Source organism: Streptomyces sp. NPDC049879, from assembly GCF_044461265.1.
Taxonomy (GTDB): domain Bacteria; phylum Actinomycetota; class Actinomycetes; order Streptomycetales; family Streptomycetaceae; genus Streptomyces.
Genome location: NZ_JBITKT010000001.1, coordinates 230135 through 252618, shown reverse-complemented (window position 1 = coordinate 252618; position 22484 = coordinate 230135). Strand labels below are relative to the sequence as shown.

The following is a 22484-nucleotide window of genomic DNA, read 5'->3' as shown; positions in this document are numbered from 1 at the left end:
CGTTCCCCTCTCGTCACGCGCGCCTCCTCACATCCGGAAGACGCCGAAGCGGCTGTCGGGCAGCGGCGCGTTGGCACAGGCGGTCAGGGCGAGGCCGAGGACGGTGCGGGTCTCCAGCGGGTCGATGATCCCGTCGTCCCACAGGCGCGCGGTGGCGTAGTAGGCGTTGCCCGTGGCCTCGTAGCGGGCGCGGATCGGGGCCTTGAACTCCTCCTCCGCCTCGGCGCTCCAGTCCGGGTCCTGGTCGCGGCGGACGGTGGCGAGGACGGACGCGGCCTGCTCGCCGCCCATGACGGAGATCCGCGCGTTCGGCCACATCCACAGGAAGCGGGGCGAGTAGGCCCGGCCGCACATCGAGTAGTTGCCCGCGCCGTAGGAGCCGCCGATGACGACGGTCAGCTTGGGGACGCGGGCGCAGGCGACGGCCGTCACCATCTTGGCGCCGTGCTTGGCGATGCCGCCCGCCTCGTAGGCGCGGCCGACCATGAAGCCGGAGATGTTCTGGAGGAAGAGCAGCGGGATGCCGCGCTGGTCGCACAGCTCGATGAAGTGGGCGCCCTTCTGGGCGGACTCGGAGAAGAGGATGCCGTTGTTGGCGACGACGCCGACCGGGTGGCCGTGCAGGCGGGCGAAGCCGGTGACGAGCGTCGGCCCGTACTCGGCCTTGAACTCGGCGAAGCGCGAGCCGTCCACCAGCCGCGCGATCACCTCGCGGACGTCGTACGGCGTACGCGGATCGGCGGGCACCACCCCGTACAGCCCGGCCGGGTCGGCGGCGGGCTCCTCCACCGGCTCGACGGACCACGGCAGCGGGCCGCGCGCGGGCAGGGTGGCGACGATGCCGCGTACGGTGCGCAGCGCGTGCGCGTCGTCCTCGGCGAGGTGGTCGGTGACGCCGGAGACCTTCGCGTGGACCTCGCCGCCGCCCAGTTCCTCGGCGGTGACGACCTCGCCGGTGGCGGCCTTCACCAGCGGCGGGCCGCCGAGGAAGATCGTGCCCTGGCCGCGCACGATGACGGCCTCGTCGCTCATCGCGGGGACGTACGCGCCGCCCGCCGTGCAGGAGCCGAGGACGGCGGCGATCTGCGGGATCCCGGCGGCGGACATGCGGGCCTGGTGGTAGAAGATGCGGCCGAAGTGGTCGCGGTCGGGGAACACCTCGTCCTGCAGCGGCAGGTAGGCGCCGCCCGAGTCGACGAGGTAGACGCAGGGCAGGCGGTTGTCGAGGGCGATCTCCTGGGCGCGCAGGTGCTTCTTGACGGTCATCGGGAAGTACGTGCCGCCCTTGACCGTCGCGTCGTTGGCGATGACGACGGTCTCCCGGCCGCTGACCCGCCCGATGCCCGCGATCACCCCGGCGGCGGGCGCCTGGCCCTCGTAGAGGCCGTCGGCGGCCAGGGGGGCGATCTCCAGGAACGGGGAGCCGGGGTCGAGGAGGGCGTCCACCCGGTCGCGCGGGAGGAGCTTGCCGCGCGCGAGATGGCGGGCGCGGGCGCGTTCGCCGCCGCCGAGGCGGGCGGTCGTCAGTCTCTCCCGCAGCCGCGCGGCCAGTTCGCGATGGGCCGCGGCATTCGCCGCGTACGTGTCGGCCGCCGGGTCGGCGGTACTGCTCAGCACCGGTGCTGCCTGCCGCATGGCGCCAGGTTAACGCTCGCTAACCGGCCTGTCTACAATGCGGGACATGACCACCCACGCCCCCAGCCCCCGCCGCCGCCAGATCCTGCGCGAGGCCTCCCGCCTCTTCGCCGAGCGGGGCTTCCACGGTGTCGGCGTGGACGAGATAGGGGCCGCCGTCGGCATCAGCGGGCCCGCGCTCTACCGGCACTTCCCCGGCAAGGACGCGATGCTGACCGAGCTGCTCGTCGGCATCAGCAGCCGCCTGCGGGACGGCGGCGAGCAGCGCGTACGGGAGGCGGAGGAGGCGGGCCGCCCGGCGGCGGAGGCGCTGGACGCGCTGATCGGAGGGCACATCGACTTCGCGCTCGACGACCGGGCGCTGATCACGCTGCACGACCGGGAGCTGGACCGGCTGCCGGAGGCGGAGCGCAGGCGGGTGCGGCAGCTCCAGCGGCAGTACGTGGAGCTGTGGGTGGGCGTGGTGCAGCGGGCGTACGGGGGGCTGGCGGAGCCGGTGGCGCGGGCGGCGGTGCACGCGGTGTTCGGGCTGCTCAACTCGACGCCGCGCCTGTCGCGGCCGAGCGCGCTGCCGTCCCGCGAGGAGACGGCGGCGCTGCTGCGGCGGATGGCGCACGGGGCGCTGCGGGCGGCGGCCGAGGGGGACCAGGGGCCGTCTCCTCAGGGGGCGCCCTGCTCGTGACGCTCCCCCGGCCCGGCGGCCGGGTGGTGTCCCGGGGCGGGCACGCTCGCCGCGTTGCCGAATCGCCCTGGCACGCCCGGTACGCGGACGATCCGGTGCCTGGCGATCGCACGGACCGGACACCGCGAGCGGCCGGACGTCCCCTGTGAGGACGAGCCCCGGGGTCCGTCTTCCGGATCTTCCTGGCACGCTCCGCCGGCACGGGGGCACCTCCCAGGCTCCCTCGGGCCTGGGGGAGCCTCGCCGCGTTGTCGCCTCGCGAAGAGTACGAACCGGGTACGGGCCGCGATGCCCCGCCTTGCGATGGCATTCGACGAACGCGGCCCGACCCGGCAAACCCCGGGAGACGAACCTCAGGCGCCGTGGCCGCCGGGGGTGTCGCGCCAGCGGCGGATGAACTCGTCGGGCGCGGGCGGCGGGCCCGGCAGTTCGGCGGGCTCGCGGCTCGCCAGACCGGCGGTCAGCAGGGCGAGGCAGCGGCTGCGCAGCTGCGCCGTGCGGGCGGGGTCGGCGCCGCGGACGGCGGCGCAGCTCTCCAGCACGAGCGCGATGTCGGACGTACCGGCGTCGGGGCGCAGGCGGCCCGAGCCGTGGGCGCGTGCGACGAGTTCGGCGGCGACGGCCCCGGACCGCCTGGCGTCCTCGCGCATCTCCGGTGTGGGGGTGAAGGTGCCCGCGAAGCGGACGGTCAGGGAGTGGACGTCGGCCTCGACGACGCGGGCGAGGAAGCCGGTGAGGGCGCGCCAGCCGTCGGGGTCGGCGAGGGCGGCCTCGGCCTCGGCGAGGTAGCGGCGCAGGCCGTCGTGGCACAGGCGGCGCAGGAGGCCCTCCTTGTTGCCGTAGCGGCGGTAGAGGGCGCTGATGCCGACACCGGCGGCGGTGGCGACGGCGGAGACGGGGGCGCCGGGGTCGGCGAGGAGGACGTCGCGGGCGGCTTCGAGGATCGCGACGTCGTTGCGGGCCGCCTGGGCGCGGCGGCCGGACAGGGCGGTCGTCGGCTCCGGCGGGGGTGCGGGCTGTCGGGGCATGCCGCCCACTCTACCCATTGGAACGGAATGGTCTGTTCTGCTAAGCTTCTCATCAGAACAGAACGTTCCGTTCTGATCTGCCGCCCGGCCACGGAAAAGAGCGCACCATGAGCGAGACCGCCGCCCGCACCGACTGGACCGCCGTCGTCTCCGCCGCCCACGCGGCCCTGCGCGACGTCACCGCCGCCGTCCCGGCGGACGGCTGGGGGCTGCCCACCCCGTGCGCCGGATGGACCGTCACCCACGTGCTCCAGCACGCGGCGGGCGACCAGCTCGCGTTCGCCTCGGCCCTCACCGGCGGCCCAGGGCCCGAGGACGACCCGTTCACCCCCTCGGGGCGGCTCGGCGGGACCCCCGACGCCCTGCTGCGGCCCGCCCTCGACGCCGCCGCGGCGGCCTGGGCGCGGGTGCCCGCCGACGCCGGGGAGGTGGCGAGCCCGATCCCGCCGCACGCGTTCCCGCGGCCCGTGGTCGCCGCGATGTGCGCGCTGGACGCGGCCGTCCACGCCTGGGACATCGCCGTCGCGACGGGGCAGGCGAGCCCGCTGACGCCGGGTGTGGCGGAGCCGCTGCGGGAGATCGCGCCGTCGTTCGTCGAGCCGCTGCGGCAGTACGGCGCGTACGCGCCCGCGCTGGAGCCGGTGGCGGGCGAGGACGCCGCCGAAGGGCTGCTGCGCTTCCTCGGCCGCGACCCGCGCTGGACGCCCGGCGCCTGACGGCGGGACGGGAACGCGGAGGGCCCCGGCGGATCGTCCGCCGGGGCCCTCCCGTGCCGTCGGGTGTCAGGGCGTCAGGCCGTCAGTTCCTGGCGCAGCGCGTCGCGCAGCCGGGCCGCGCGCTCGGTGACCTCGGCGGGGCCGAGCTCCATGGCGCGCGTGCACCACGTGCCGCCCTCCGCCAGGTCGCCCCGGTGCGAGGCGAGCAGCGCCAGGCGCAGCGCGGCGCGGCCGTGCCCGGCCTCCGCCGCCCGGCGCCACCACAGGGCGGCCTCCGGCTCGCTGCCCTCGCGGGCGAGGAGCAGGCCGAGATTGAACGCGCCGTTGCGGCTGCCCGCCTCGGCGGCCGAGCGGTACCACCGCGCGGCCTCGACGATGTCGTCCCGCGCCGCGGCCCGCATGCCCACCTTGACCTGCGCGCGGCGGTGCCCCTGCTCGGCGGCCCGCTCGTACCAGCGGCCCGACTCCGGCTCGCCGCGCCGCTCCAGCAGCACGGCCAGCCGGAAGGCGCCCTCCACGCTGTCGCCCTCGGCGGCCTGCCGCAGGTACGTCTCGGCACGCTCCGAGTCCGCGTCGCCGCCGTCGCGCAGCAGCCCGACGGCGACCTGGAGCGCCGCCTCGGCGTGCCCGGCGGTGGCGGCCTGCTCGTACCAGTGCCGCGCGCGCTCGGTCTCGCCCCGGCCCGCGTGCAGGATGCCGAGGTTGAAGGCGGCGTCCACGCTGCCCGCCTCGGCCGCCTTCGAGAACCACGGCTCGGCGCCGTCCGCGTCGCCCCGCTGGAGCAGCAGGACGGCGAGGGCGTTGGCCGCCTCGCGGTGCCCGGCGTAGGCCGCGCGCCGGTACCACTGCTCGGCCTGGGCCGTGCGGCCCTGCTCGGCGCAGAGCAGCGCCAGGTTGAACGCGCCGTTCATGTCGCCCGCGTCGAGCGCGGCCCGGTACCAGCGGTGCGCCTCCTGGCGCTCGCCGCGCTCGGCGTGCAGGGCGCCCAGGGCGTTGGCCGCGGGGCCGTCGCCATCGCGGGCGGCGCGCCACCACCAGCGTTCGGCGGACACCTCGTCGCCCGCGTCGCGCAGCAGGAAGCCCAGGGCGCTGGCCGCGCGGACCTCGCCCGCCTCGGCGGCCTCCAGGTACCAGCGGCCGGCCTCGGTGGCCTCGCCGCGCTCCTCCAGCAGCCCGCCGAGGCGCAGCGCGGCACGGCGGTGGCCGCGCGCCGCGGCCTGCCGGAACCACGGCTCGGCCGCGGCGGCGTCACGGCGCGCGACGAGCGTCCCGTACCGGTAGGCCGCCTCGCGGTGGCCGCCCTCGGCCGCGGCGCGGAACCAGTCGCGGGCGTCGGGGGCGCCGCGGTGCTCCAGCAGGTCGGCCAGGGCGTAGGCGCCGGAGGCGTGGCCGGACTCGGCGGCCTGCCGCAGCCAGTACTCGGCCGCCGCCTCGTCGCCGCGCTCGCGGTGGTGGCGGCCCAGGGCGTAGGCGGCCGGGGCGGAGCCGGCGACGGCGGCGATGCGCCACCACTCCGCCGCCTCGTCCACCCGGCCGCAGCCGTGCAGCAGGACCCCCAGGTTGTTGGCCGCGGACCGCTCACCGTCCACCGCGGCGGCGCGCAAGGGCGCCTCCGCGCGGTCGGGATCGCCCAGGCGCAACAACCGTGCACCCTCGAGCGCGGCCGTGCGGCTGCTCTCGAACCTAACCTTGTCCCCCATAAGGTCCATAGTCGCACCACCTGAAACCTGCGTACACCTGGTATACCGCAGCCAGTGAAGTCACTTCAGCGGTTTATCGACTTCCCGATATGGAAACACCCAAACGCCGTTTCCGGCGGGGGTTTCCCGGAGTCGTCACGCAGTATGCCGCCCGCCACTGACAACGCAGGTCAGCGCGGACGCGGGGCAACCGCCGAACAGATGCCCAAAGTTGACGTCTCCATGCAGGTGACATGACGAAGGACCCGGGGCGGCGGGGCCCCGGGTCCTTCACTGTGTGTCAGGCGCCGGTGTCAGGCGTCAGGCGCTGCCGCCTCCGCCGCCGTCCTGTTCCTCGCCGCCGGGCTCGCCGGTGTCGGCGGTGTCGCCGTTCCCGTCGTTGCCCTGGTCGCCCTCGCCCGCGCCGCCGTCGGCGCCGGTGTCACCCGTGTCGCCGCCGGTGTCGGCGCCACCGTCGGCGGCGTCACCGCCCTGGGCCTCGGCGAGGCGGTCGAGGGCGTCGGAGAGCCGCTCCTGCGCCTCGTCCCACGACTGCTGGGCGTCCTCCAGGGCTTCCTGGGCCTCCTGGATGGCGTCCTGGAGTTCGTCGCCGCCCTCCGGTGGCTCCTCGCCCCCGCCCGGTTCCTCAGGTGGCGGTTCCTCACCCGATTCAGTGACCCCGAAGACCACGTCCAGGGCCTCCGACAGGCTGTCCTCGAAGGCGGTCTCCTCACCGTAGGTGACCAAGACCTTGCGCAGCAGCGGGTAGTTGGTGCTCGCTCCACGCACGTAGACCGGCTCGACGTAGAGCAGTCCGCCTTCCAGGGGCACGGTCAGCAGGTTGCCGTACTCGACCTCGGAATCACCCCGTTGGAGCAGGTTGATCTCGGTCGCGATGTCCGGATCGGAGTTGAACCGGCTCTGCACCTGCTGCGGACCCCACACCGTCGTGTTCGACGGGAGGGTGAGGACCCGCATCGTGCCGTAGTCGTCGGATCTCGCGTCCGCCTCGACCGCCATGTAGGCGGCCAGGGTGTCGCGGTTGAGCGGGGTGAACGTCGTCGTCAGCGAGAAGACCCGCTGGTCCTGTCCCGGCATCCGCATGCTCAGGTAGTACGGCGGGACGGACTGGCCCTGGTGCGTCGGGTCGTCCGGCACCTCCCAGCGCTCCGAGCCGCTGTAGAACTGGTCGGCGTCGTCCACGTGGTAGCGCTGGAGCAGGTCGCGCTGCACCTTGAACAGGTCCTGCGGGTAGCGCAGGTGGTCGAGCAGTTCGTCGCTGATCTGGTCGCGCGGCTCCACCGTGCCGGGGAAGGCGCTCATCCAGGTCTTGAGGACCGGGTCCTGCTCGTCCCACTGGTACAGCACCACGTCGCCCGAGTAGGCGTCGACGGTGGCCTTGACCGAGTTCCTGATGTAGTTGACCTGGTTCTCCTGGGCGATGACGTCGCCCTGGGTCTCGGTCAGCGAGGTCTCGGTGACGTCGCCGAGCGTGGTGCGCGACGCGTACGGATAGCCGTTGGTGGTGGTGTAGGCGTCCACGATCCACTGGATCTGGCCGTCCACCACCGCCGGGTACGGGTCGCCGTCGATGGTCAGCCAGGGGGCGACCGCCTCGACGCGCTCCTTCGGCGTGCGGTTGTAGAGGATGCGCGAACCCTCGCCGATGGCCCCGGAGTAGAGGATCTGCGGCTCGCCCATGGTGAGGGCGTACGCGGCGCGGTTGAGGTAGTTGTCGAGGTTGACGCCGGAGTCGCCGGTGTAGCTGTACTCGACCTCGCCGTCCTCGCCCGCGTAGTCGATCTCCCGCTGCGGGCCGCCGACGATGGAGTACTGCGTGGTGTACTCACCGAAGTAGACGCGCTGCTGGTACTCGCCCAGCTCGCCCTCGGACGGCAGGTCGAACTCGGTGAAGTCCGGCTGCCCGTTGTCCTGCACCGTCGTGCCGCTGGCCGCGACGACGCCGAAGCCGTGGGTGTAGCGGAAGTGCTCGTTGATCCAGTTGCGCTCGGGGATCTCGTTGACGTCCATCTCGCGCAGGCCGATGACGGTGTCCTGCTCGGTGCCGTCGATCGTGTAGCGGTCCACGTCCAGCGTGTCGGGGAACTTGTAGTAGCCGCGGACCTGCTGGATCTGCTGGAACGCCGGGGACACGACGCTGGGGTCGAGCTGGCGGATGCTGACCGTGTCGCCCACCGCGTCGCGCAGGGTGTCGGGCTGTGCCTCGCCGACGCCCGAGTAGTCCTGGATCTCGGCGTCCGCGATGTCGTAGGCCGCCATCGTGGAGTCCATGTGCTTCTGGATGTAGGGCGTCTCCTTGGCCTGCTCGTTCGGCCGCACCTGGAACTGCTGCACGAGCGCCGGGTAGACGCCGCCGATCAGCACGGCGGACAGGACCATCAGGCCGAGGCCGATGACGGGCAGCTGCCAGCCGCGCCGCCACAGGGCCGCGAAGAACAGCACCGCGCAGATCGCCGCGATGATCGTGAGGATCGTCTTGGCGGGCAGGTACGCGTTGGCGTCGACGTAGCGCAGGCCGGTCCAGCCCTCCGCGTTGCGGAAGTCGCCGCCCTTGAGCGCGAGCCCGTAGCGGTCGAACCAGTACGCCACCGACTTCAGCGCGACGAAGAGGCCGACGAGCACCGACAGGTGCTTGGTCGCGGCCGGGGTGATGCGGCTGCCGGGCGTGGTGAGCCGCACGCCGCCGTACAGGTAGTGGGTCAGCGCGGCGGCGATCGTGGAGAGCACGACGACCGCGAAGCCGAAGCCGATCAGGAAGCGGTAGAACGGGTAGTCGAACGCGTAGAACGCGACGTCCCGGTGGAACTGCGGGTCCTCCACGCCGAACGAGGTGCCGTTCACCCACTGGAGCCAGGTGCGCCACTGGCCGGACGCGGAACCGCCGGCGATCAGCCCGATGACGAGGGCGATGCCGATGACGACCCACCGCTTGTAGGGCGCGATGCTCATGCGGTAGCGGTCGAGGTTCTGCTGCTCCATGGACATCGCGCTCAGCGGCGGGCGCAGACGGTGCGCCAGCCAGATGTTGAACCCGACGGCCAGTGCCATCACCACGCCGAAGATGGCGAACATGACGGTGCGGGTGAGCAGTTGCGTGCGGTAGACGCTGGTGTAGTCCACCGAGCGGTACCACAGCCAGTCCGTCCAGAACTGTGCGAACATGGCGAAGCCGATGGCCAGCGCGGCCAGGATCGCCGCGGTGATCAGCAGGGTCTTCGCGCCTCTGGACGGACGCCCGACGCTGAACCGGGGACCGCCTGGGCCGCCGGGACCGCCGGGACCTCTGGGCCCGTTGGGACCGTTGGAGCCGCGGCCCGACCCCCGGTCCGGCATCTGGAAAGCCAAGGTGCGCACCTCAAAGATCGCAGTGGTTGAAGCCGGGCCGGCCGTGAGACGGCCCACTCGACTAACTTACTCAAGCTTTACTCGGTTCCCGTTTCCGGGGTGTGAGACGGCACGATATGCCCATGGACAACACATCCCCTGAGGGAACCGCCATGCCGCCGTCCGCTTCCGGTGCGCTGACCAGGGCGGTTCTGGAGATCGACGAGTACGTGGCCGGACTCGGCTGGGACCGGCCCGCCCTGCTGTTCGCGCTGGTGGACACGGCCAGGCTGCGGGAGGAGGAGCCGGGGCTCGCCGAGCGGCTGGACGCCGGTGAGGACGGCGAGGACGACGGCGGCGAGGCGCGGGAGACGGGTGATCTGACGCCCGTGGAGCAGGACGAGTTGCCGGCCGGTGTGCCGCTCGACGAGTTCCTCGCGACCATCGCCTGGCCGGACGCGGTGACCGGCTGCGCCCTGACCGTGGAGCGGCTCATGCTGCCGCCGTCCGCCGAGAAGGCGATCCCCGAGGGGCTCTCCGAGCGCGACCTGTCGGACTGGGTGGCGCGGCATCCGGAGCGCCGCGAGGTGCGGATGACGGTGGGTGTGCTGCGGGACGGGCGCCGGGAGTCGGCGATCCGGCTGCGGGAGAAGGACAGTACGACGGAGGTGCTCACCGGCGCGGGGCTCGTGCCGGGCCTCGCGGAGGCGCTGCGGGCGACATTCGAGGACTGACGGGGCCCGACGGGACCGGCGGGTCTGTCGGGCAGGGGGCGGGCCCGGCGGTCTCAGTCGCGGGTGCAGCGGGTGAGGTCGTCGGTGTGTCCGTCGCGGATGGCGGTGAGGGCGTCGAGGGCGTCGTCCAGCGTGTCGATCTCGACCAGGGTGAGCCCGTCGGGGGTGTCGGCGGCGGCGGTGGAGCAGTTGTCGGCGGGGGTGAGGAAGTACTCGGCGCCGGCGTCGCGCGCGGCGATGACCTTCATCGAGACGCCGCCGATCGGCCCGACCTGCCCCTCGTCGTCGATGGTGCCGGTGCCCGCGACGAACTCGCCGCCGGTCAGGTCGCCGGGGCTGAGCCGGTCCACGAGGCCGAGCGCGAACATCAGCCCGGCGCTGGGGCCGCCGACGTCGGCCAGTTCGATGTCGATGTCGAACGGGAAGATGTGCGCCGTCCCGGCCTGGATGCCGACGAGGGCGCGGCCGTCGTCCTCGGCGGCCTCGGTGGTGATGGTGACGTCCTCGGCGTCGCCGGGCGAGACGCGCTCCCCGGCGTCCAGCGCCTCCTCCGCCTCGTCGGCGGGGACGACGGTGAAGACGACGGGTTCGCCCGGGTCGTGTTCCGTCACGAGCCCGGCGACCTCGCCCGGCTCGGAGACGGGTGTGCCGTCCACGGCGAGGATCGCGTCGCCCGCGTGGAGGCGGCCCTCCGAGGGGCTGTCCTTGACGACCGCGCCGACGATCGTCTGGGCGGGTATGTCGTAGCCGAGTTCCTCCAGGGCCGCGACCTTGGCGCTCTCCTGCGAGGCGGTGAACTCCTCGGCGTTCTGCTGCTCGACCTGGTCGGCGGATACGTCGTCCGGGTAGAGCGTGCGGTACGGGACGACGGCCCGGTCGTCGGAGAGCCAGCCGGCGACGGCCTCCAGGAGGTTCATCCGGTAGTCGATGCCGGTGACGCGCACCGTCGTCATGTTGAGGTGTCCCGACGCGTCGTACGTCTCGTGGCCCTCGATGTTGAGGACCGGCTCGCCGTCGTGCTGGCCCAGCGTGTTGACCGTGGGTCCCGGGGACATCTCCGCGTACGGCACGTGGATCAGCAGTCCGGCGCAGAGCAGCCCTATGAGCAGCAGGGTGGACGTCAGCAGCGTCGCGGTGCGGCGTGGCATGTCTTGACAGTACGTGACGGCACTGTCAGCCGTCGGCCGGGGCCCGTTCCATCGCGGCGCGGAACGCCTCGTAGCCGCGCACGCCCGCGTGGTCGCGCACGCCGCGCGCGTTGGTACTGCGCCGTGTGGCCCACGCGCTCCACAGACCGGCCAGGACAGCCCCGGCGACGGGGATCAGCAGCCATACGAGAACCGCCATGACCTACCTCCCACCTCGGCGATCGGCGACGTACTCCCAACGCTCGGCGGTGAGGGCGGGTTACGCAACCGGACCCGTGTACGCTACGCGCGCTCACCCGGCCGCCGCGCAGGCGCCCGCCCCCACCCACTCCTCGCGGCCGTCGGCGAAGCGCTGCCGCTTCCAGATGGGCACCTCGCGCTTGAGGTCGTCGATGAGGCGGCGGCAGGCGTCGAACGCCTCGGCGCGGTGGGCGCAGGCGACGGCGACGAGCACGGCGGTGTCGCCGACCCGCAGGTCGCCGACGCGGTGGACGGCGGCGAGCGCGGTCACCGGGAAGGCGGCGGCGACCTGTTCGGCGACGCGCCGGAGGGTGGCGTCTGCGGTGGGGTGCGCCGAGTAGGCCAATGAGGTGACGGGGGCGCCGCCTGGCGGGCCGTCGTGGTCGCGGACGGTGCCGGAGAACAGGACGGTGCCGCCCGCCGTGTCGTCCCCGACGGCGGCCAGTACCTCGTCCGCCGACAGGGGCGTGTCGCGGATGGCGAGCAGGCGGATGGGGTCGGGGCCGGGGGCGGCGGTCATGGACGGGGCTCCTTCGGCGGGCTCTGCGTGCGGGGCGTGGGCGGCGGCGGGCGGCGCGCCGGGGGTCAGCGGCGGCGTGCCCGGCGGGCGCGGCGGACGAGGGCGGCGGTGCCGACGAGGGCGACGGTGGCTCCGGCGGCGCCGAGGGTGGTGGCGGCGTCCTTGCGGCCGAGGCGGCGTCCGGCGACGGTGTGGCGGCCGGAGACCTCGGCGAGCAGCTCGGCGAGGACCCGCTCGTTGGTCCAGGCGGGGCGCCAGCCGGCTTCGTAGAGCTTGCTGCCGCTGACGACCCAGGGGTGCATGGTGTAGGCGAGGTCGCCCGCGGGCGAGGGGGTGAGGCCGAGGCGGTGGAGGCGGGCGGCGGCGCCGAGGGCGACGGCGGGCGGGAGTTCCATGCGGCGGATGCCGGACAGCTCCTCGACCTCCTCCTGCTCCAGCCAGCCGTCGCAGCCGACGGCGAGTTCTCCCTCGACCTTGTCGAGCACGGCGTACTCCAGGGCGCTGACGAGGTCCTCGACGTGGCAGAACTGCCAGCGGGGGCGGGATCCGGCGACGACGAGGAGGCGGGGCGACTCGAAGTAGCGCGTCAGGGCGGTGTCGGTGCCGCCGACGAGGACGGCGGGGCGCAGGACGGTGACGTTGAGGCCGGGGTGGGCGCGGGGCGCGCGTTCGGCCAGGCGTTCGATCTCCAGGAGGTCGCCGACGCAGGTGGCGTCGGCGGTGGCGCGCAGTTCGGCGTCCTCGGCGAGGGGCACGTCGTTGTCGGGCAGCGCGCCGTACACCATGGCGGAGGTGCACAGGACGACGCGTTTGACCCCGGCTGCTGCGGCGGCGGTGAGGACGGTCTGGGCGCCGCGCACGTTGTAGGCGGTGCGGGCGGCGGGGTCGGCCTCCAGGTCGAGGTCGAGCGCGAGGTGGACGACGACGTCCACGGGGCCGGTGGGCGCCTGGGGGTCGCGGTCGCGGGCGGCCGTGGCCTGGGCGGGGCTGCGGGCGGCGCCCGAGGTGCGCAGGAGGTCGGCGATGGCGGGGTCGCGGACGTCGATGGTGTGCCATTCGGCGCCCTTCGCGTCGCCGATGCGCTCGTCGAGCGCGAGGACCCGCCGGACGTCCGGTGCGGCGAGCAGCCGCTCGATGAGCAGGGCGCCGACCCCGCCTGCGGCACCGGTGACCGCGACGGTCAGCGGGGCGGCGGGACCGTTTCGCGCTGCGCGAACGGCTGGTTCCGGGGAACTCACAGGACCTCTCCAGCGGTTGATTCTGGTACGACGTGCGCACGCCCATCCTGCCTGAGAGGTGTCTAGGCTGGGGGCGCGCACCAGCGATTCACAGGCACGTCGGTTCCGTCCGACCCCATAGAGCCGAGGATTCCCGTGAGTGACTTCCCATTCGGATTCGGGTTGCCGAACGATCCGGAGGACGGCGACCCCGACAAGAAGCGGGGCGGCGGGCCGGGCGGACAGGGCGGTGGGGGGCAGAACCCCGCCGACAATCCGCTGGCGGCCCTGTTCGGCTCCATGGGCGGGCAGCTGGGTCCGCAGGACCTCGGCGCCGCGTTCCAGCAGCTCGGGCAGATGCTGTCGTACGAGGGCGGGCCCGTGAACTGGGACCTCGCGCGCAGTGTGGCCCGGCAGACGGTCGCGCAGGGCGCGCCGGACGGGTCGAAGGACCGCAGTGTCGCGGCGAGCGAGCGGGCGCAGGTGGACGAGGCGCTGCGGCTGGCGGACCTGTGGCTGGACGGGGTGACGTCGCTGCCGTCGGGGGCCGGCACGGCGGTGGCGTGGAGCAGGGCGGAGTGGGTCGAGGCGACGCTGCCGGTGTGGCGTGAGCTGGTGGACCCGGTGGCCGAGCGGGTGGGTGCCGCCATGGGGCAGGTGCTGCCGGAGGAGATGCAGGCCATGGCCGGGCCGCTGCTCGGCATGATGCGTTCGATGGGCGGTGCCATGTTCGGCACGCAGATCGGGCAGGCCGTGGGCGCGCTGGCCGGTGAGGTCGTGGGCTCGACGGACGTGGGGCTGCCGCTGGGTCCGGCGGGGAAGGCGGCGCTGCTGCCGCAGAACGTCGCGGCGCTGGGGGCGGGTCTTGGCGTGGAGGAGCGCGAGGTGCGGTTGTACCTGGCGCTGCGTGAGGCGGCGCACCAGCGATTGTTCACGCATGTGCCGTGGCTGCGGTCGCACCTGTTCGGCGCGGTGGACGGGTACGCGCGGGGCATCCAGGTGGACACGGGGAAGCTGGAGGACCTGGTCGGGCAGCTGGACCCGACGCGCCCGGAGGAGTTGCAGGAGAAGCTGCAGCAGGGGCTGTTCCAGCCGGAGGACACGCCGCAGCAGAAGGCGGCGCTGGCGCGTCTGGAGACGGCGCTGGCGCTCGTGGAGGGCTGGGTGGACGCGGTGGTGCACGCGGCGGCGGAGCCGCACCTGCCGTCGGCGTCCGCGCTGCGGGAGACGCTGCGGCGGCGCCGGGCGTCGGGTGGTCCGGCGGAGCAGACGTTCGCGACGCTGATCGGTCTGGAGCTGCGGCCGCGGCGGCTGCGGGACGCGGCGCGGCTGTGGGCGTCGCTGACGGACGCGCGGGGTGCGCAGGGCCGGGACGCGCTGTGGGCGCACCCGGACATGCTGCCGACGGCGCAGGACCTGGACGACCCGGACGGGTTCGTGCACCGGGAGCAGCTGGACTTCTCGGAGCTGGACCGGATGCTGGGCGACGCGGCCGGTGAGGACGGTCCGCGGCTGGACAAGGACAGTGACGGCGGCAGCGACGGCGACGGGGACGGCCGTGGGGACGGTTCGGCGGAGGGTGACGGGAAGGGCGAGGGCGGCCGGTGACGGCGGGGTCTCCCGGGCTGCGGGAGGACGCCGTGCGCGTCCTGCGGGAGTGGGCCGCGCCGGACGCGGCGCAGGACGCGCTGCGGCGGGCGTACGCGGAGCATCTCGCGGCGCGTCCGGACGGCATGTGGCGGTCCTGCGGGGCCGGGCATGTGACGGCGAGCGCGCTGGTCGTCGATCCGGTGGGCGGACGGGTGCTGCTGACGCTGCATCCGAAGATCGGCCGGTGGCTCCAGACGGGCGGGCACTGCGAGCGTGGGGACGCGACGCTCGCGGATGCCGCGTTGCGTGAGGCGCGGGAGGAGTCGGGCATCGGGGAGTTGCGGCTGCTGCCCGGCCCGGTGGTGCTGGACCGGCATGTGACGCCCTGCGCGGTGCACATGGATGTGCAGTACGCGGCGGTGGCTCCGGCGGGTGCGGCGGCGGTGCGCAGTGCGGAGTCGCTGGATCTGCGGTGGTTCGGGTGGGACGCGCTGCCGGAGGGCACGGACGTGTCGGTGCGTACGCTGGTCGGCCGCACGCGGCAGCTGGTGGCGGCCGCCGGGCAGGCCCGTTCGCTCTGACGGGACGGTACGACTGGGGAGGCTCGATGGGGGACGGCGTGTCGCGTGTGCGGGCGGGGGTGGACACGGAGCGGCTGGTCCTGCGGCCCTTCACTGCGGCCGATGTCGGGGACCGGTACGCGTACCAGTCGCTGCCGGAGGTCGCCCGTTACCTGTACCGCGCGCCGCTCACGCGTGAGTCGTGCGCCGAGTCCATCGCCGCGCGGTCCGGTGGGACGGCGTGGGAGGCGGACGGCGATGCGCTGCTGCTCGCGGTGTGCCGGGCCGGTGAGCCGGGGGTGGTGGGCGAGGTGGTGCTGACGCTGCGCAGTGCGCACGCGGCGCAGGCGGAGATCGGGTGGATCTTCGACCCGCGGTATGCGGGGCGGGGGTATGCCACCGAGGCGGCGCGTGCGCTGTGTTCGCTGGCGTTCGGCGAGCTGGGGGTGCACCGGGTGTTCGCCCGTCTCGATGCCTTGAACAGCGCGTCGGCACGGGTGTGCGAGCGGCTGGGGATGCGGCGTGAGGCGCATCTGGTCGACAACGACCGCGACGGTGACCGCTGGGGCAGCGAGTACGTGTACGCGGTGCTGGCGCGGGAGTGGGCGGGCTGACCGCCGGGGTCTAGCGTCCCCAGGCGCTGCCGCCGTGGGGGGCGCCGGGGGCGGGCTGCTGGGGGCGGAACTGTCCGCCGATCTGCTGGCCGAAGGACGTGTGGGTGGGCGGCAGGAGTTCGCTGGGCTGGACGACGACGTGGCCCTGGCCCATGAAGTTGAGTTCCCAGCCCTCGCCGGTGTTGCCGCGGCGGCGCCAGACCGACGAGGTGCTGGTCTGGGCCTGCATCTGGACGCGGAGGGACGACGACCAGGCGACGACGGCGTCGGCGTCGGCGCCGCAGTAGCCCTCGGGGCTGACGCGCATCACGAGGGGGCGGCCCGAGGTGGTGAGGGCGACCTTGCCGCGTCCACTGATCACGAGGTTGTACGCGCCGGCGCCCGCGATGCCGTACTGGCTCTCGACGGCGACGACATCCCAGTGCAGGTGGGGGTCGAGGGCGAGGACGTAGGAGCTGTCCACGGTGAGGCCCTCGTGGTCGACGTCGAGGACGTGGACGTGCTGGGCGAGGTGGGCGAGGTAGACGGCGCCCTGGCCGTGGCAGCGCATCAGGGGCAGGGCCTCGCCGGCGGCCCACTGCTGGTGCTGGCGGCCGGGCGGCTGGTACTCGCCGTCGAATTCGACCATGCCCTCGAACGCGACCATGCTGCCGGTGCGGGCGAGGACGTCCTCGCCGTGGCCGAGGGCGACGCGCAGCATCTGGGCGCCCTGCGGGGCGAACCGTTCCTGGGTCTGGTCCACGGTGTGGTGGAAGATCGGGCTCTGCATGGTGTCTCTCCCCCGTCGGGCTACTGCTGCTGCGGCTGTGTGAGCCGTTCGGTGCTGTCCTCGCTGGGCTGCACGACGACGAATCCCTGGCCGGAGAAGGCGAGCTGGAACGCCTCGCCGCTGCCGCGTCCGATGAGGGACGACGCCTTGAAGCTGCGTTTGCCCTCGACGCGCAGGCCGGTGGACCAGGCGACGAGCGCGTCGGGGTCGACGCAGGTCTCCCCGGCCTGGGCGCAGTCCACGACGACGGGCATGCCGCGGCTGGTGACGGCGACCCAGCCGGTGCCGGATATGCCGAGGTTGAACAGGCCCTGGCCGGCGAATTTGGCGACGCCCTTGACGCGCTGGACGCCCCACTGGAGGTGGGCGTCGAAGGCGAGGACGTTGGCCGCGTTGACCGAGAGGTTGTCGTCGGCGAGTTCGAGGCAGACGACGTGGGCGCCGTAGTCGGCGAGGTAGAGCAGGCCGTCGCCGTGGCAGCGCATCAGGGGGACGTTCTCGCCGCTGAGGCGTCCGGCGGCGGCGCGGCCGAGGCCGGAGGGGTTGGCCTCGTACTGGATGAAGCCCTCGTAGCCGATCATCGAGCCGGTGCGGGCGTACAGGTCCTGGCCTGTGCGCAGGGCGACGCGGGCGATGGACGGGCCGTGGTTGTCCATCCGGGCGGTGGGGGCTGCGGGTGTGTAGCCCGCGATCATGCGCTGGTCCATGACGGGGGCTCCCTCAGATCTCGTAGGGCTGGATGATGGCGAAGTTGCCGGGGGCGCCGCGGAACTGGAGCTGGGTGCTCTCGCCGGTGTGGCCGGGGTAGGCGTGCCTGCGCAGCCGTACCTGGTTGGCGACGAGGACCTGCGCGGCGGCGGACCAGGCCACGATGGCGTTGGCGTCGGCGAAGGTGGCGTTGGTGACGGGCAGGACGAGGGGCTGGCCGTGCGTCATGAGGACGAGGGTGCCGTGGCCCTGGAACTGGAGGGCGAACAGCGAGCCGCCGGGTATGCCGTGTCCGTCGATGCGGCGGACGTCGACGTCGAGCGACTCGTCGAAGGCGAGGACGTGCTGGGAGGCGACGACGAGGGCGTCGCCCTGGAGCTCGACGGGGTGCAGTTCGGCGGCGTCCTCGGCGAAGAAGACCTGGCCGGTGCCGGTGCAGCGCATCAGCGCGGGCATGCCTTCGCCGGTGGCCCAGCGTGTCATGCGGCCGCGCATCCCGGCGCCCTTGTAGCCGAAGTCCACGTCGCCCTGGTAGACGACCATGCTGCCCTGGCGTGCGAGGACGGGCTGTCCGTCGATGCCGAGGTCGGCGCGGACGAGCTGGGGGTTCTGGGCGGTCCAGCGGCGGCGTTCGCGGTTGCCGCTGTACTTGAGGAACGCGCCCTGGAGCCCGGCGGGACCGGCAGCCGCGGGTGCGCCGGGTGTCGGGGCGGGTGGGGCCGGCTGGTGGGGTCCGCCCGGGTATGGGGCCTGGGGCGGTGGTGCGCCGTAGGGGGCGGGCGGCGGCGGGGGCTGCTGGCCGTAGGGCGGGTGCTGGACGGGCAGCGGCTGGGTGGGGGCGGGCGGCGGGGGCTGGTGCCCGAGGTGTGCGGGGGGCTGGGCGGGCAGGGGCTGGGTTGCGGCGGGCGGCGGGGGCGCGGCCTGCGCGGGAGCGGGGGGTGCCGGGGCTGGCGCGGGGGCTGCGGCGCCGGGAGGGGCGAAGCCGGGGGTGGCGGGCGGGGCTGCGGCGCCCGGCACGGCGAAGCCGGGCACGCCGCCGGTGGCGGGGCCGGTGCCCGCTGCGGGGGCGGTGTCCTCCGGTTCCTCGTCGTCGACCTCGCCGCCGAAGTGGCGGAGCAGTGCGGCGAGTCCGCCGTCGAAGCCCTGGCCGACGGCGGCGAAGCGCCAGCCGTCCTTGCGGTAGAAGTCGCCGAGCATGACGGCGCGTTCGGTCGTGAAGGCGGAGCCGTCGAAGGCGTACCGCGCGACTTCCTCGCCGCCCGCGACGATGCGCAGGTAGCCGGGGGCGGCCTGGGCCATGGTGCCCTCGCCGTCGATGGTGGCGGTGAAGGCGAGCCGGTGGATGCCGCTCGGCACGCGGTCGAGGGTCACGCGGAAGGACTCGGTGTCCCCGGCCTGGGTGCCGAGCAGCTGGAGGGATTCCTCGGGCGACTTCGGCTGGTTGTAGAAGATGAAGTAGCGGTCGTCGGAGAGCCGTTCGTCGGCGTCGAGTCCGAAGCAGCTGATGTCGAAGACCAGCCCTGGGGCCGATATCTGCACGCCGACGTACAGGTCCGTGCCGAGCGTCAGGTCACTGAGGCGGGACTTCTGTCCCCGCTGGAAGTGCGTCGCCATCCGTTACGACCGTCCCCCGTCCGACGTGGATACCTTGCGGCGACAGACTAGTCCGTACCGCCGACAGGGGTGGCGGGGCGGTCGGGGGCGGCCGCCCGGCTCAGTCGGACCGCGGCCAGGGGACGTACGGGAGCCGTTCGGCGCCGACGACGCCCTCCAGGAAGCCGCGGGCCCGTTCGGTGCGGGGGTAGCGGTCGAGGAGCTTCCAGAAGCCGGGGCCGTGTCCTGGCACCAGGAGGTGGGCCAGCTCGTGGAGGAGCACGTAGTCGATGACGTACTCGGGCATGCCCTGGAGGCGGTGGGAGAGGCGGATGCTGCCGAGGGCGGGGGTGCACGAGCCCCAGCGCGCGTTCTGGTTCGTGACCCAGCGGACGCTGGCGGGGCGGGCGCGGCCCTGGAGGTAGCGCTCGGACAGTTCGGCGGCCCGCGCGGCGAGCGCGTCGTCGCCGAGCATCCGGCGGTCTTCCTGGGCGGCGAGCTTGTCGAGCATGACCGAGACCCAGCGCCGTTCCTCGTCCACGGTCATGCGGGCGGGGATCATGACGATGGTGCGGTCGCCCTCGCGGTAGGCGGAGACGGTTCTTCTGCGCCGGGAGCTGCGCCGGACCTCGACCTGCTCGGGCCGTGGCCCGGCGGGAGGGGCGGGAAAGGCGCCGGAGGGGTTTCCGGCCAGGGTCGCCCCGCCCGCCGGAGGGGTGGTCTGCGGCGGGCCGGCGCTCTTCAGCGGATCGGCGGGCACACTTCGACGTTACCCGGTAGGACCGGGATATGTGCGTGAGCGAGGCACCGGGTGCTCACGGACCGCGAGCGCGCCCCGCCTCCACCGCCCTATTTATAGGATTTTCTCGCCTTCCTGTGGAAAACGTCACACACGCCCCCTTCCTCCTCCTCGATCATGAATCGACCGCGGACCACCGCGGCGAGGACCGGGGAGGCCGGGATGGGGACGGACAGGGCGGATGGGACGGACACGTACCGGGACGGGGTTGCCGGGGAAGAGGGGACGGTCATGGAGGAGGCGGGCGAGGCGGGGGTCGATCCCGACGGGGTGCATCCGATGATCAAGCCTTCGCTGCGCCGGAGCTGGTGTGACCGGCAGACGGTGCGCTACGGGGTGACGCCCGCGCATTCGGTGCTGTTCGGTCCGCTGGACGGGGCGACGGAGACCTTCCTGAGTCTGCTGGACGGGACGCGGTCGCTGCGGGCACTGCGGGAGGAGGCCAGGGCGCTGGGTCTGAGGCCGCGGGCGGCCGAGCGGATCACGGGGCGGCTGCGGGCGGCCGGTGTGCTGGCGGACGCCTCGGCGGAGCGTGCGGCGGCGGCGGGTGTGGGGGACGGTCTGCGGCCCGATCTGGCCTCGCTCTCCCTGGTGCATCCGGCTCCGGGTGAGGGGGCGCGGCGGCTGCTGGCCCGGAGGACGGCGCGGGTGCAGGTGCGGGGTGCGGGGCGGGTGGGGGCGGCGGTGGCCGCCGCGCTGGCGCAAGCGGGGGTGGGCGAGGTCGAGGTGGTGGACGGGGGTCAGGTGGAGGTGGGTGACACGGGTCCCGGCGGGCTGCGGGCGGAGCATGTGGGGCAGCGGCGTGCGATGGCGGCGCGGAGTCTGGTCCGGGCGGCTGTGCCGTGGCGCCGGGGGGCGGGAGCGGTGCGTGCGGAGGGTGCGCGGCTGGTGGTCTTCGCGCCGCGTGACGGGCTGGCCGCCTATGCCCCTGATCCGGCGCTTTCGGAGCCGGTGCTGGCCGCGGGAACGCCGCACCTGTATGCGGGGGTGGTGGAGGCGACCGGGTTCGTCGGGCCGTTGGTGCTGCCGGGGAGGACGGGGTGTGCGGGCTGTCTCGTGCGGGCGAGGGCGCGGCGGGAGCCGGCGTGGCCGCTGCTGGTCGCGCAGTGGCGGAACGGGCGGTCTCGTGGCGTGGCGGCCTGTGACGGTCCGCTGGCGATGGCTGTGGCGGGGCTCGCGGCGTGTGCGGCGCTGGCGTTCCTCGACGGTGGGCCGCCGCCGGGCGGGGGTGGGCGGCTGGAGCTGGCGCTGCCGGATCTGGCGCCGGTGTCGCATCCGGTGGAGCCGCACGAGGAGTGTCCGTGTGGTGCGGCGCGGGGCGGGCAGGGTGGCGGCCCGGATGGCGGGGAGTCGTTTGGTGAGGGAGGAGGCGGTGTGGGGGCAGGGGGGCGGCCCGGCCGGTCCGGTCGGTGGGAGGCGGGTCCACAATGACGGATAGGCGGGGCGGAGTACGTCCGGCCCGGCAGCCCGCGCCGTCGGGAGTTCTCCTGAGGCGCTGCGGGCCATGGGAGTTGGAGGGGACGACATGTCTGATCTACCCCGTAAGGCGGTGACCAGGACGGCGAAGCTGGCGGCCTTGCCGCTGAGTTTCGCGGGCCGTGCGACCTGGGGTCTCGGCAAGCGCATCGGGGGGCGTTCCGCGGAGCTGGTGGGCAATGAGCTGCAGCAGCGGACGGCCGAGCAGTTGTTCAGCGTGCTGGGGCAGCTCAAGGGCGGGGCGATGAAGCTGGGCCAGGCGCTCTCCGTCTTCGAGTCGGCGCTGCCCGAGGCGGTCGCCGGGCCGTACCGCGCGGCGCTGACGAAGCTGCAGGAGGCGGCTCCGCCGATGCCGGCTGCCACGGTGCGGGGGGCGCTGGAGGAGCGCCTCGGGGAGGACTGGCGTGAGTTGTTCCTGGAGTTCGACGAGCGGCCCGCTGCCGCGGCGTCGATCGGTCAGGTGCACCGGGCGGTGTGGCACGACGGGCGGGAGGTGGCTGTCAAGATCCAGTACCCGGGGGCGGGTGAGGCGCTGCTCGCGGATCTGACGCAGCTGGGTCGGTTCGCGCGGATTCTCGGGCCGCTGATACCGGGGATGGACATCAAGCCGCTGATCGAGGAGTTGCGGGAGCGGGCGGCCGAGGAGCTGGACTACGAGCTGGAGGCCGAGTCGCAGCGGGCGTGTGCGGAGGCGTTCCGGGGCGATCCGGACGTGGTGGTCCCCGAGGTGGTGTGGCAGGGGAAGGAGGTGCTGGTCAGCGAGTGGCTGCCGGGGGTGCCGTTGTCCGAGGTGATCGCGGAGGGCGGTCAGGAGGAGCGTGACCGGGCCGGGCAGTTGCTGACGCGGTTCCTGTTCGCGGGAGCGGCGAGGGCGGGGTTGCTGCACGCGGACGCGCATCCGGGGAACTTCCGGTTGGTGCCGGCCGGGGACGGGGAGGGTGGGGCTGCCCGGCTCGGTGTGCTGGATTTCGGTGCGGTGAACCGGCTGCCGGGTGGTCTGCCGCCGGTGATCGGGCGCACGCTGCGTATGACGCTGGACGGGCGGGCGGAGGAGGTCTACGGGCATCTGGCGGCCGAGGGGTTCGTGAAGCCGTCGGTGGAGCTGGAGCCGGAGGCGGTGCTGGAGTGGCTGCTGCCGTTCATCGAGCCCGCGTCGGTGCCGGAGTTCGCGTTCAGCAGGCAGTGGCTGCGTGAGCAGGCGGGCCGGCTGGCCGATCCGCGGTCGCCCGCGCAGCAGTTGGGGCGCCGGATGAATCTGCCGCCGTCGTATCTGCTGATCCACCGGGTGACGCTGAGCACGATCGGGGTGCTGTGCCAGCTCGGGGCCCGGGTGCGGGTCAGGGACGAGCTGGTGGCGGGGCTTCCCGGTTTCGCCGAGGAGGAGGACGGGGTGGAGACCGCGGTGGAGGCCGGGGGCGAGTAGCGGTCCTC

Annotated in this window: 20 protein-coding genes; 8 read left to right on the top strand and 12 right to left on the bottom strand. The window is 73.9% G+C overall.

The annotated features are described in order from the left end of the window. Positions 1 to 27 precede the first annotated feature (27 nt). Positions 28 to 1635 carry a carboxyl transferase domain-containing protein gene (locus ACIBPC_RS01135; protein WP_398840419.1) on the bottom strand — a complete coding sequence of 536 codons (1608 nt, stop codon included), beginning with the start codon at positions 1633 to 1635 and terminating at the stop codon, positions 28 to 30. A gap of 46 nt (positions 1636 to 1681) precedes the next feature. Between ACIBPC_RS01135 and ACIBPC_RS01130 the strand changes: the two genes are divergently transcribed. Beyond that, on the top strand, positions 1682 to 2317 hold the full coding sequence (locus tag ACIBPC_RS01130; RefSeq protein WP_362965998.1) for a TetR/AcrR family transcriptional regulator: 636 nt from the start codon (positions 1682 to 1684) through the stop codon (positions 2315 to 2317). Positions 2318 to 2670: 353 nt separating this feature from the next. Here ACIBPC_RS01130 and ACIBPC_RS01125 read toward each other — a convergent pair whose 3' ends face one another. After that, positions 2671 to 3345, bottom strand: coding sequence for a TetR/AcrR family transcriptional regulator (locus tag ACIBPC_RS01125; RefSeq protein ID WP_398840417.1), 675 nt, complete (start codon positions 3343 to 3345; stop codon positions 2671 to 2673). A 107-nt stretch (positions 3346 to 3452) separates the two neighbouring features. Between ACIBPC_RS01125 and ACIBPC_RS01120 the strand changes: the two genes are divergently transcribed. Further along, a complete protein-coding gene (locus tag ACIBPC_RS01120) occupies positions 3453 to 4061 on the top strand; it encodes a TIGR03086 family metal-binding protein (RefSeq protein WP_398840414.1) in 609 nt (202 codons plus the stop codon). 74 nt (positions 4062 to 4135) lie between these two features. Here ACIBPC_RS01120 and ACIBPC_RS01115 read toward each other — a convergent pair whose 3' ends face one another. Both ACIBPC_RS01115 and ACIBPC_RS01110 read right to left on the bottom strand, forming a co-directional pair. Further along, positions 4136 to 5761, bottom strand: coding sequence for a tetratricopeptide repeat protein (locus ACIBPC_RS01115; protein WP_398840411.1), 1626 nt, complete (start codon positions 5759 to 5761; stop codon positions 4136 to 4138). A 300-nt stretch (positions 5762 to 6061) separates the two neighbouring features. Next, positions 6062 to 9094 (bottom strand): UPF0182 family protein, encoded by a 3033-nt coding sequence (locus tag ACIBPC_RS01110; RefSeq protein WP_398841736.1) that lies wholly within the window; start codon positions 9092 to 9094, stop codon positions 6062 to 6064. A gap of 134 nt (positions 9095 to 9228) precedes the next feature. Here ACIBPC_RS01110 and ACIBPC_RS01105 point away from each other — a divergent pair, with 134 nt between their 5' ends. Beyond that, the gene (locus ACIBPC_RS01105) at positions 9229 to 9819 is read left to right on the top strand and encodes a PPA1309 family protein (protein WP_398840409.1); all 591 of its coding nucleotides are present in this window, start codon (positions 9229 to 9231) and stop codon (positions 9817 to 9819) included. Positions 9820 to 9872: 53 nt separating this feature from the next. On the opposite strand, the gene ACIBPC_RS01100 is transcribed toward ACIBPC_RS01105, so the two are convergent. From ACIBPC_RS01100 to ACIBPC_RS01085, 4 genes are all read right to left on the bottom strand, one after another. Next, positions 9873 to 10967: a PDZ domain-containing protein gene (locus ACIBPC_RS01100; RefSeq protein ID WP_398840407.1), complete on the bottom strand. Its 1095-nt coding sequence runs from the start codon at positions 10965 to 10967 to the stop codon at positions 9873 to 9875. A gap of 25 nt (positions 10968 to 10992) precedes the next feature. After that, positions 10993 to 11166: a hypothetical protein gene (locus ACIBPC_RS01095; protein ID WP_362966010.1), complete on the bottom strand. Its 174-nt coding sequence runs from the start codon at positions 11164 to 11166 to the stop codon at positions 10993 to 10995. A 93-nt stretch (positions 11167 to 11259) separates the two neighbouring features. Next, positions 11260 to 11727 carry a molybdenum cofactor biosynthesis protein MoaE gene (locus ACIBPC_RS01090; RefSeq protein ID WP_362966012.1) on the bottom strand — a complete coding sequence of 156 codons (468 nt, stop codon included), beginning with the start codon at positions 11725 to 11727 and terminating at the stop codon, positions 11260 to 11262. 65 nt (positions 11728 to 11792) lie between these two features. Next, a complete protein-coding gene (locus tag ACIBPC_RS01085; RefSeq protein WP_362966014.1) occupies positions 11793 to 12965 on the bottom strand; it encodes an SDR family oxidoreductase in 1173 nt (390 codons plus the stop codon). A gap of 135 nt (positions 12966 to 13100) precedes the next feature. Here ACIBPC_RS01085 and ACIBPC_RS01080 point away from each other — a divergent pair, with 135 nt between their 5' ends. From ACIBPC_RS01080 to ACIBPC_RS01070, 3 genes are read left to right on the top strand one after another with little or no spacing between them, the layout of a single operon-like run. Then, on the top strand, positions 13101 to 14552 hold the full coding sequence (locus ACIBPC_RS01080; protein WP_398840404.1) for a zinc-dependent metalloprotease: 1452 nt from the start codon (positions 13101 to 13103) through the stop codon (positions 14550 to 14552). Beyond that, positions 14549 to 15115 carry an NUDIX hydrolase gene (locus ACIBPC_RS01075; RefSeq protein WP_398840403.1) on the top strand — a complete coding sequence of 189 codons (567 nt, stop codon included), beginning with the start codon at positions 14549 to 14551 and terminating at the stop codon, positions 15113 to 15115. Before ACIBPC_RS01080 ends, ACIBPC_RS01075 begins: the two co-directional genes overlap by 4 nt. A 26-nt stretch (positions 15116 to 15141) precedes the next feature. Next, entirely contained in the window at positions 15142 to 15708 is a 567-nt protein-coding gene (locus ACIBPC_RS01070; RefSeq protein WP_398840400.1) for a GNAT family N-acetyltransferase, read from the top strand. A gap of 10 nt (positions 15709 to 15718) precedes the next feature. Here ACIBPC_RS01070 and ACIBPC_RS01065 read toward each other — a convergent pair whose 3' ends face one another. From ACIBPC_RS01065 to ACIBPC_RS01050, 4 genes are all read right to left on the bottom strand, one after another. Next, positions 15719 to 16477 (bottom strand): AIM24 family protein, encoded by a 759-nt coding sequence (locus ACIBPC_RS01065; RefSeq protein WP_398840398.1) that lies wholly within the window; start codon positions 16475 to 16477, stop codon positions 15719 to 15721. 20 nt (positions 16478 to 16497) lie between these two features. Next, complete coding sequence (locus tag ACIBPC_RS01060) at positions 16498 to 17184, bottom strand: AIM24 family protein (RefSeq protein ID WP_362966024.1); 687 nt, start codon at positions 17182 to 17184, stop codon at positions 16498 to 16500. Between the two features lie 13 nt (positions 17185 to 17197). Further along, entirely contained in the window at positions 17198 to 18799 is a 1602-nt protein-coding gene (locus ACIBPC_RS01055; protein ID WP_398840397.1) for a TerD family protein, read from the bottom strand. A gap of 100 nt (positions 18800 to 18899) precedes the next feature. Continuing rightward, entirely contained in the window at positions 18900 to 19538 is a 639-nt protein-coding gene (locus tag ACIBPC_RS01050) for a M48 family metallopeptidase (RefSeq protein WP_398840395.1), read from the bottom strand. A 270-nt stretch (positions 19539 to 19808) separates the two neighbouring features. On the opposite strand from ACIBPC_RS01050, the gene ACIBPC_RS01045 reads away from it, so the two are divergent. Next, positions 19809 to 21008, top strand: a complete 1200-nt coding sequence (locus ACIBPC_RS01045; protein ID WP_398840393.1) for a ThiF family adenylyltransferase — start codon at positions 19809 to 19811, stop codon at positions 21006 to 21008. A 94-nt stretch (positions 21009 to 21102) separates the two neighbouring features. After that, complete coding sequence (locus tag ACIBPC_RS01040) at positions 21103 to 22476, top strand: ABC1 kinase family protein (RefSeq protein WP_398840391.1); 1374 nt, start codon at positions 21103 to 21105, stop codon at positions 22474 to 22476. Positions 22477 to 22484 lie beyond the last annotated feature (8 nt).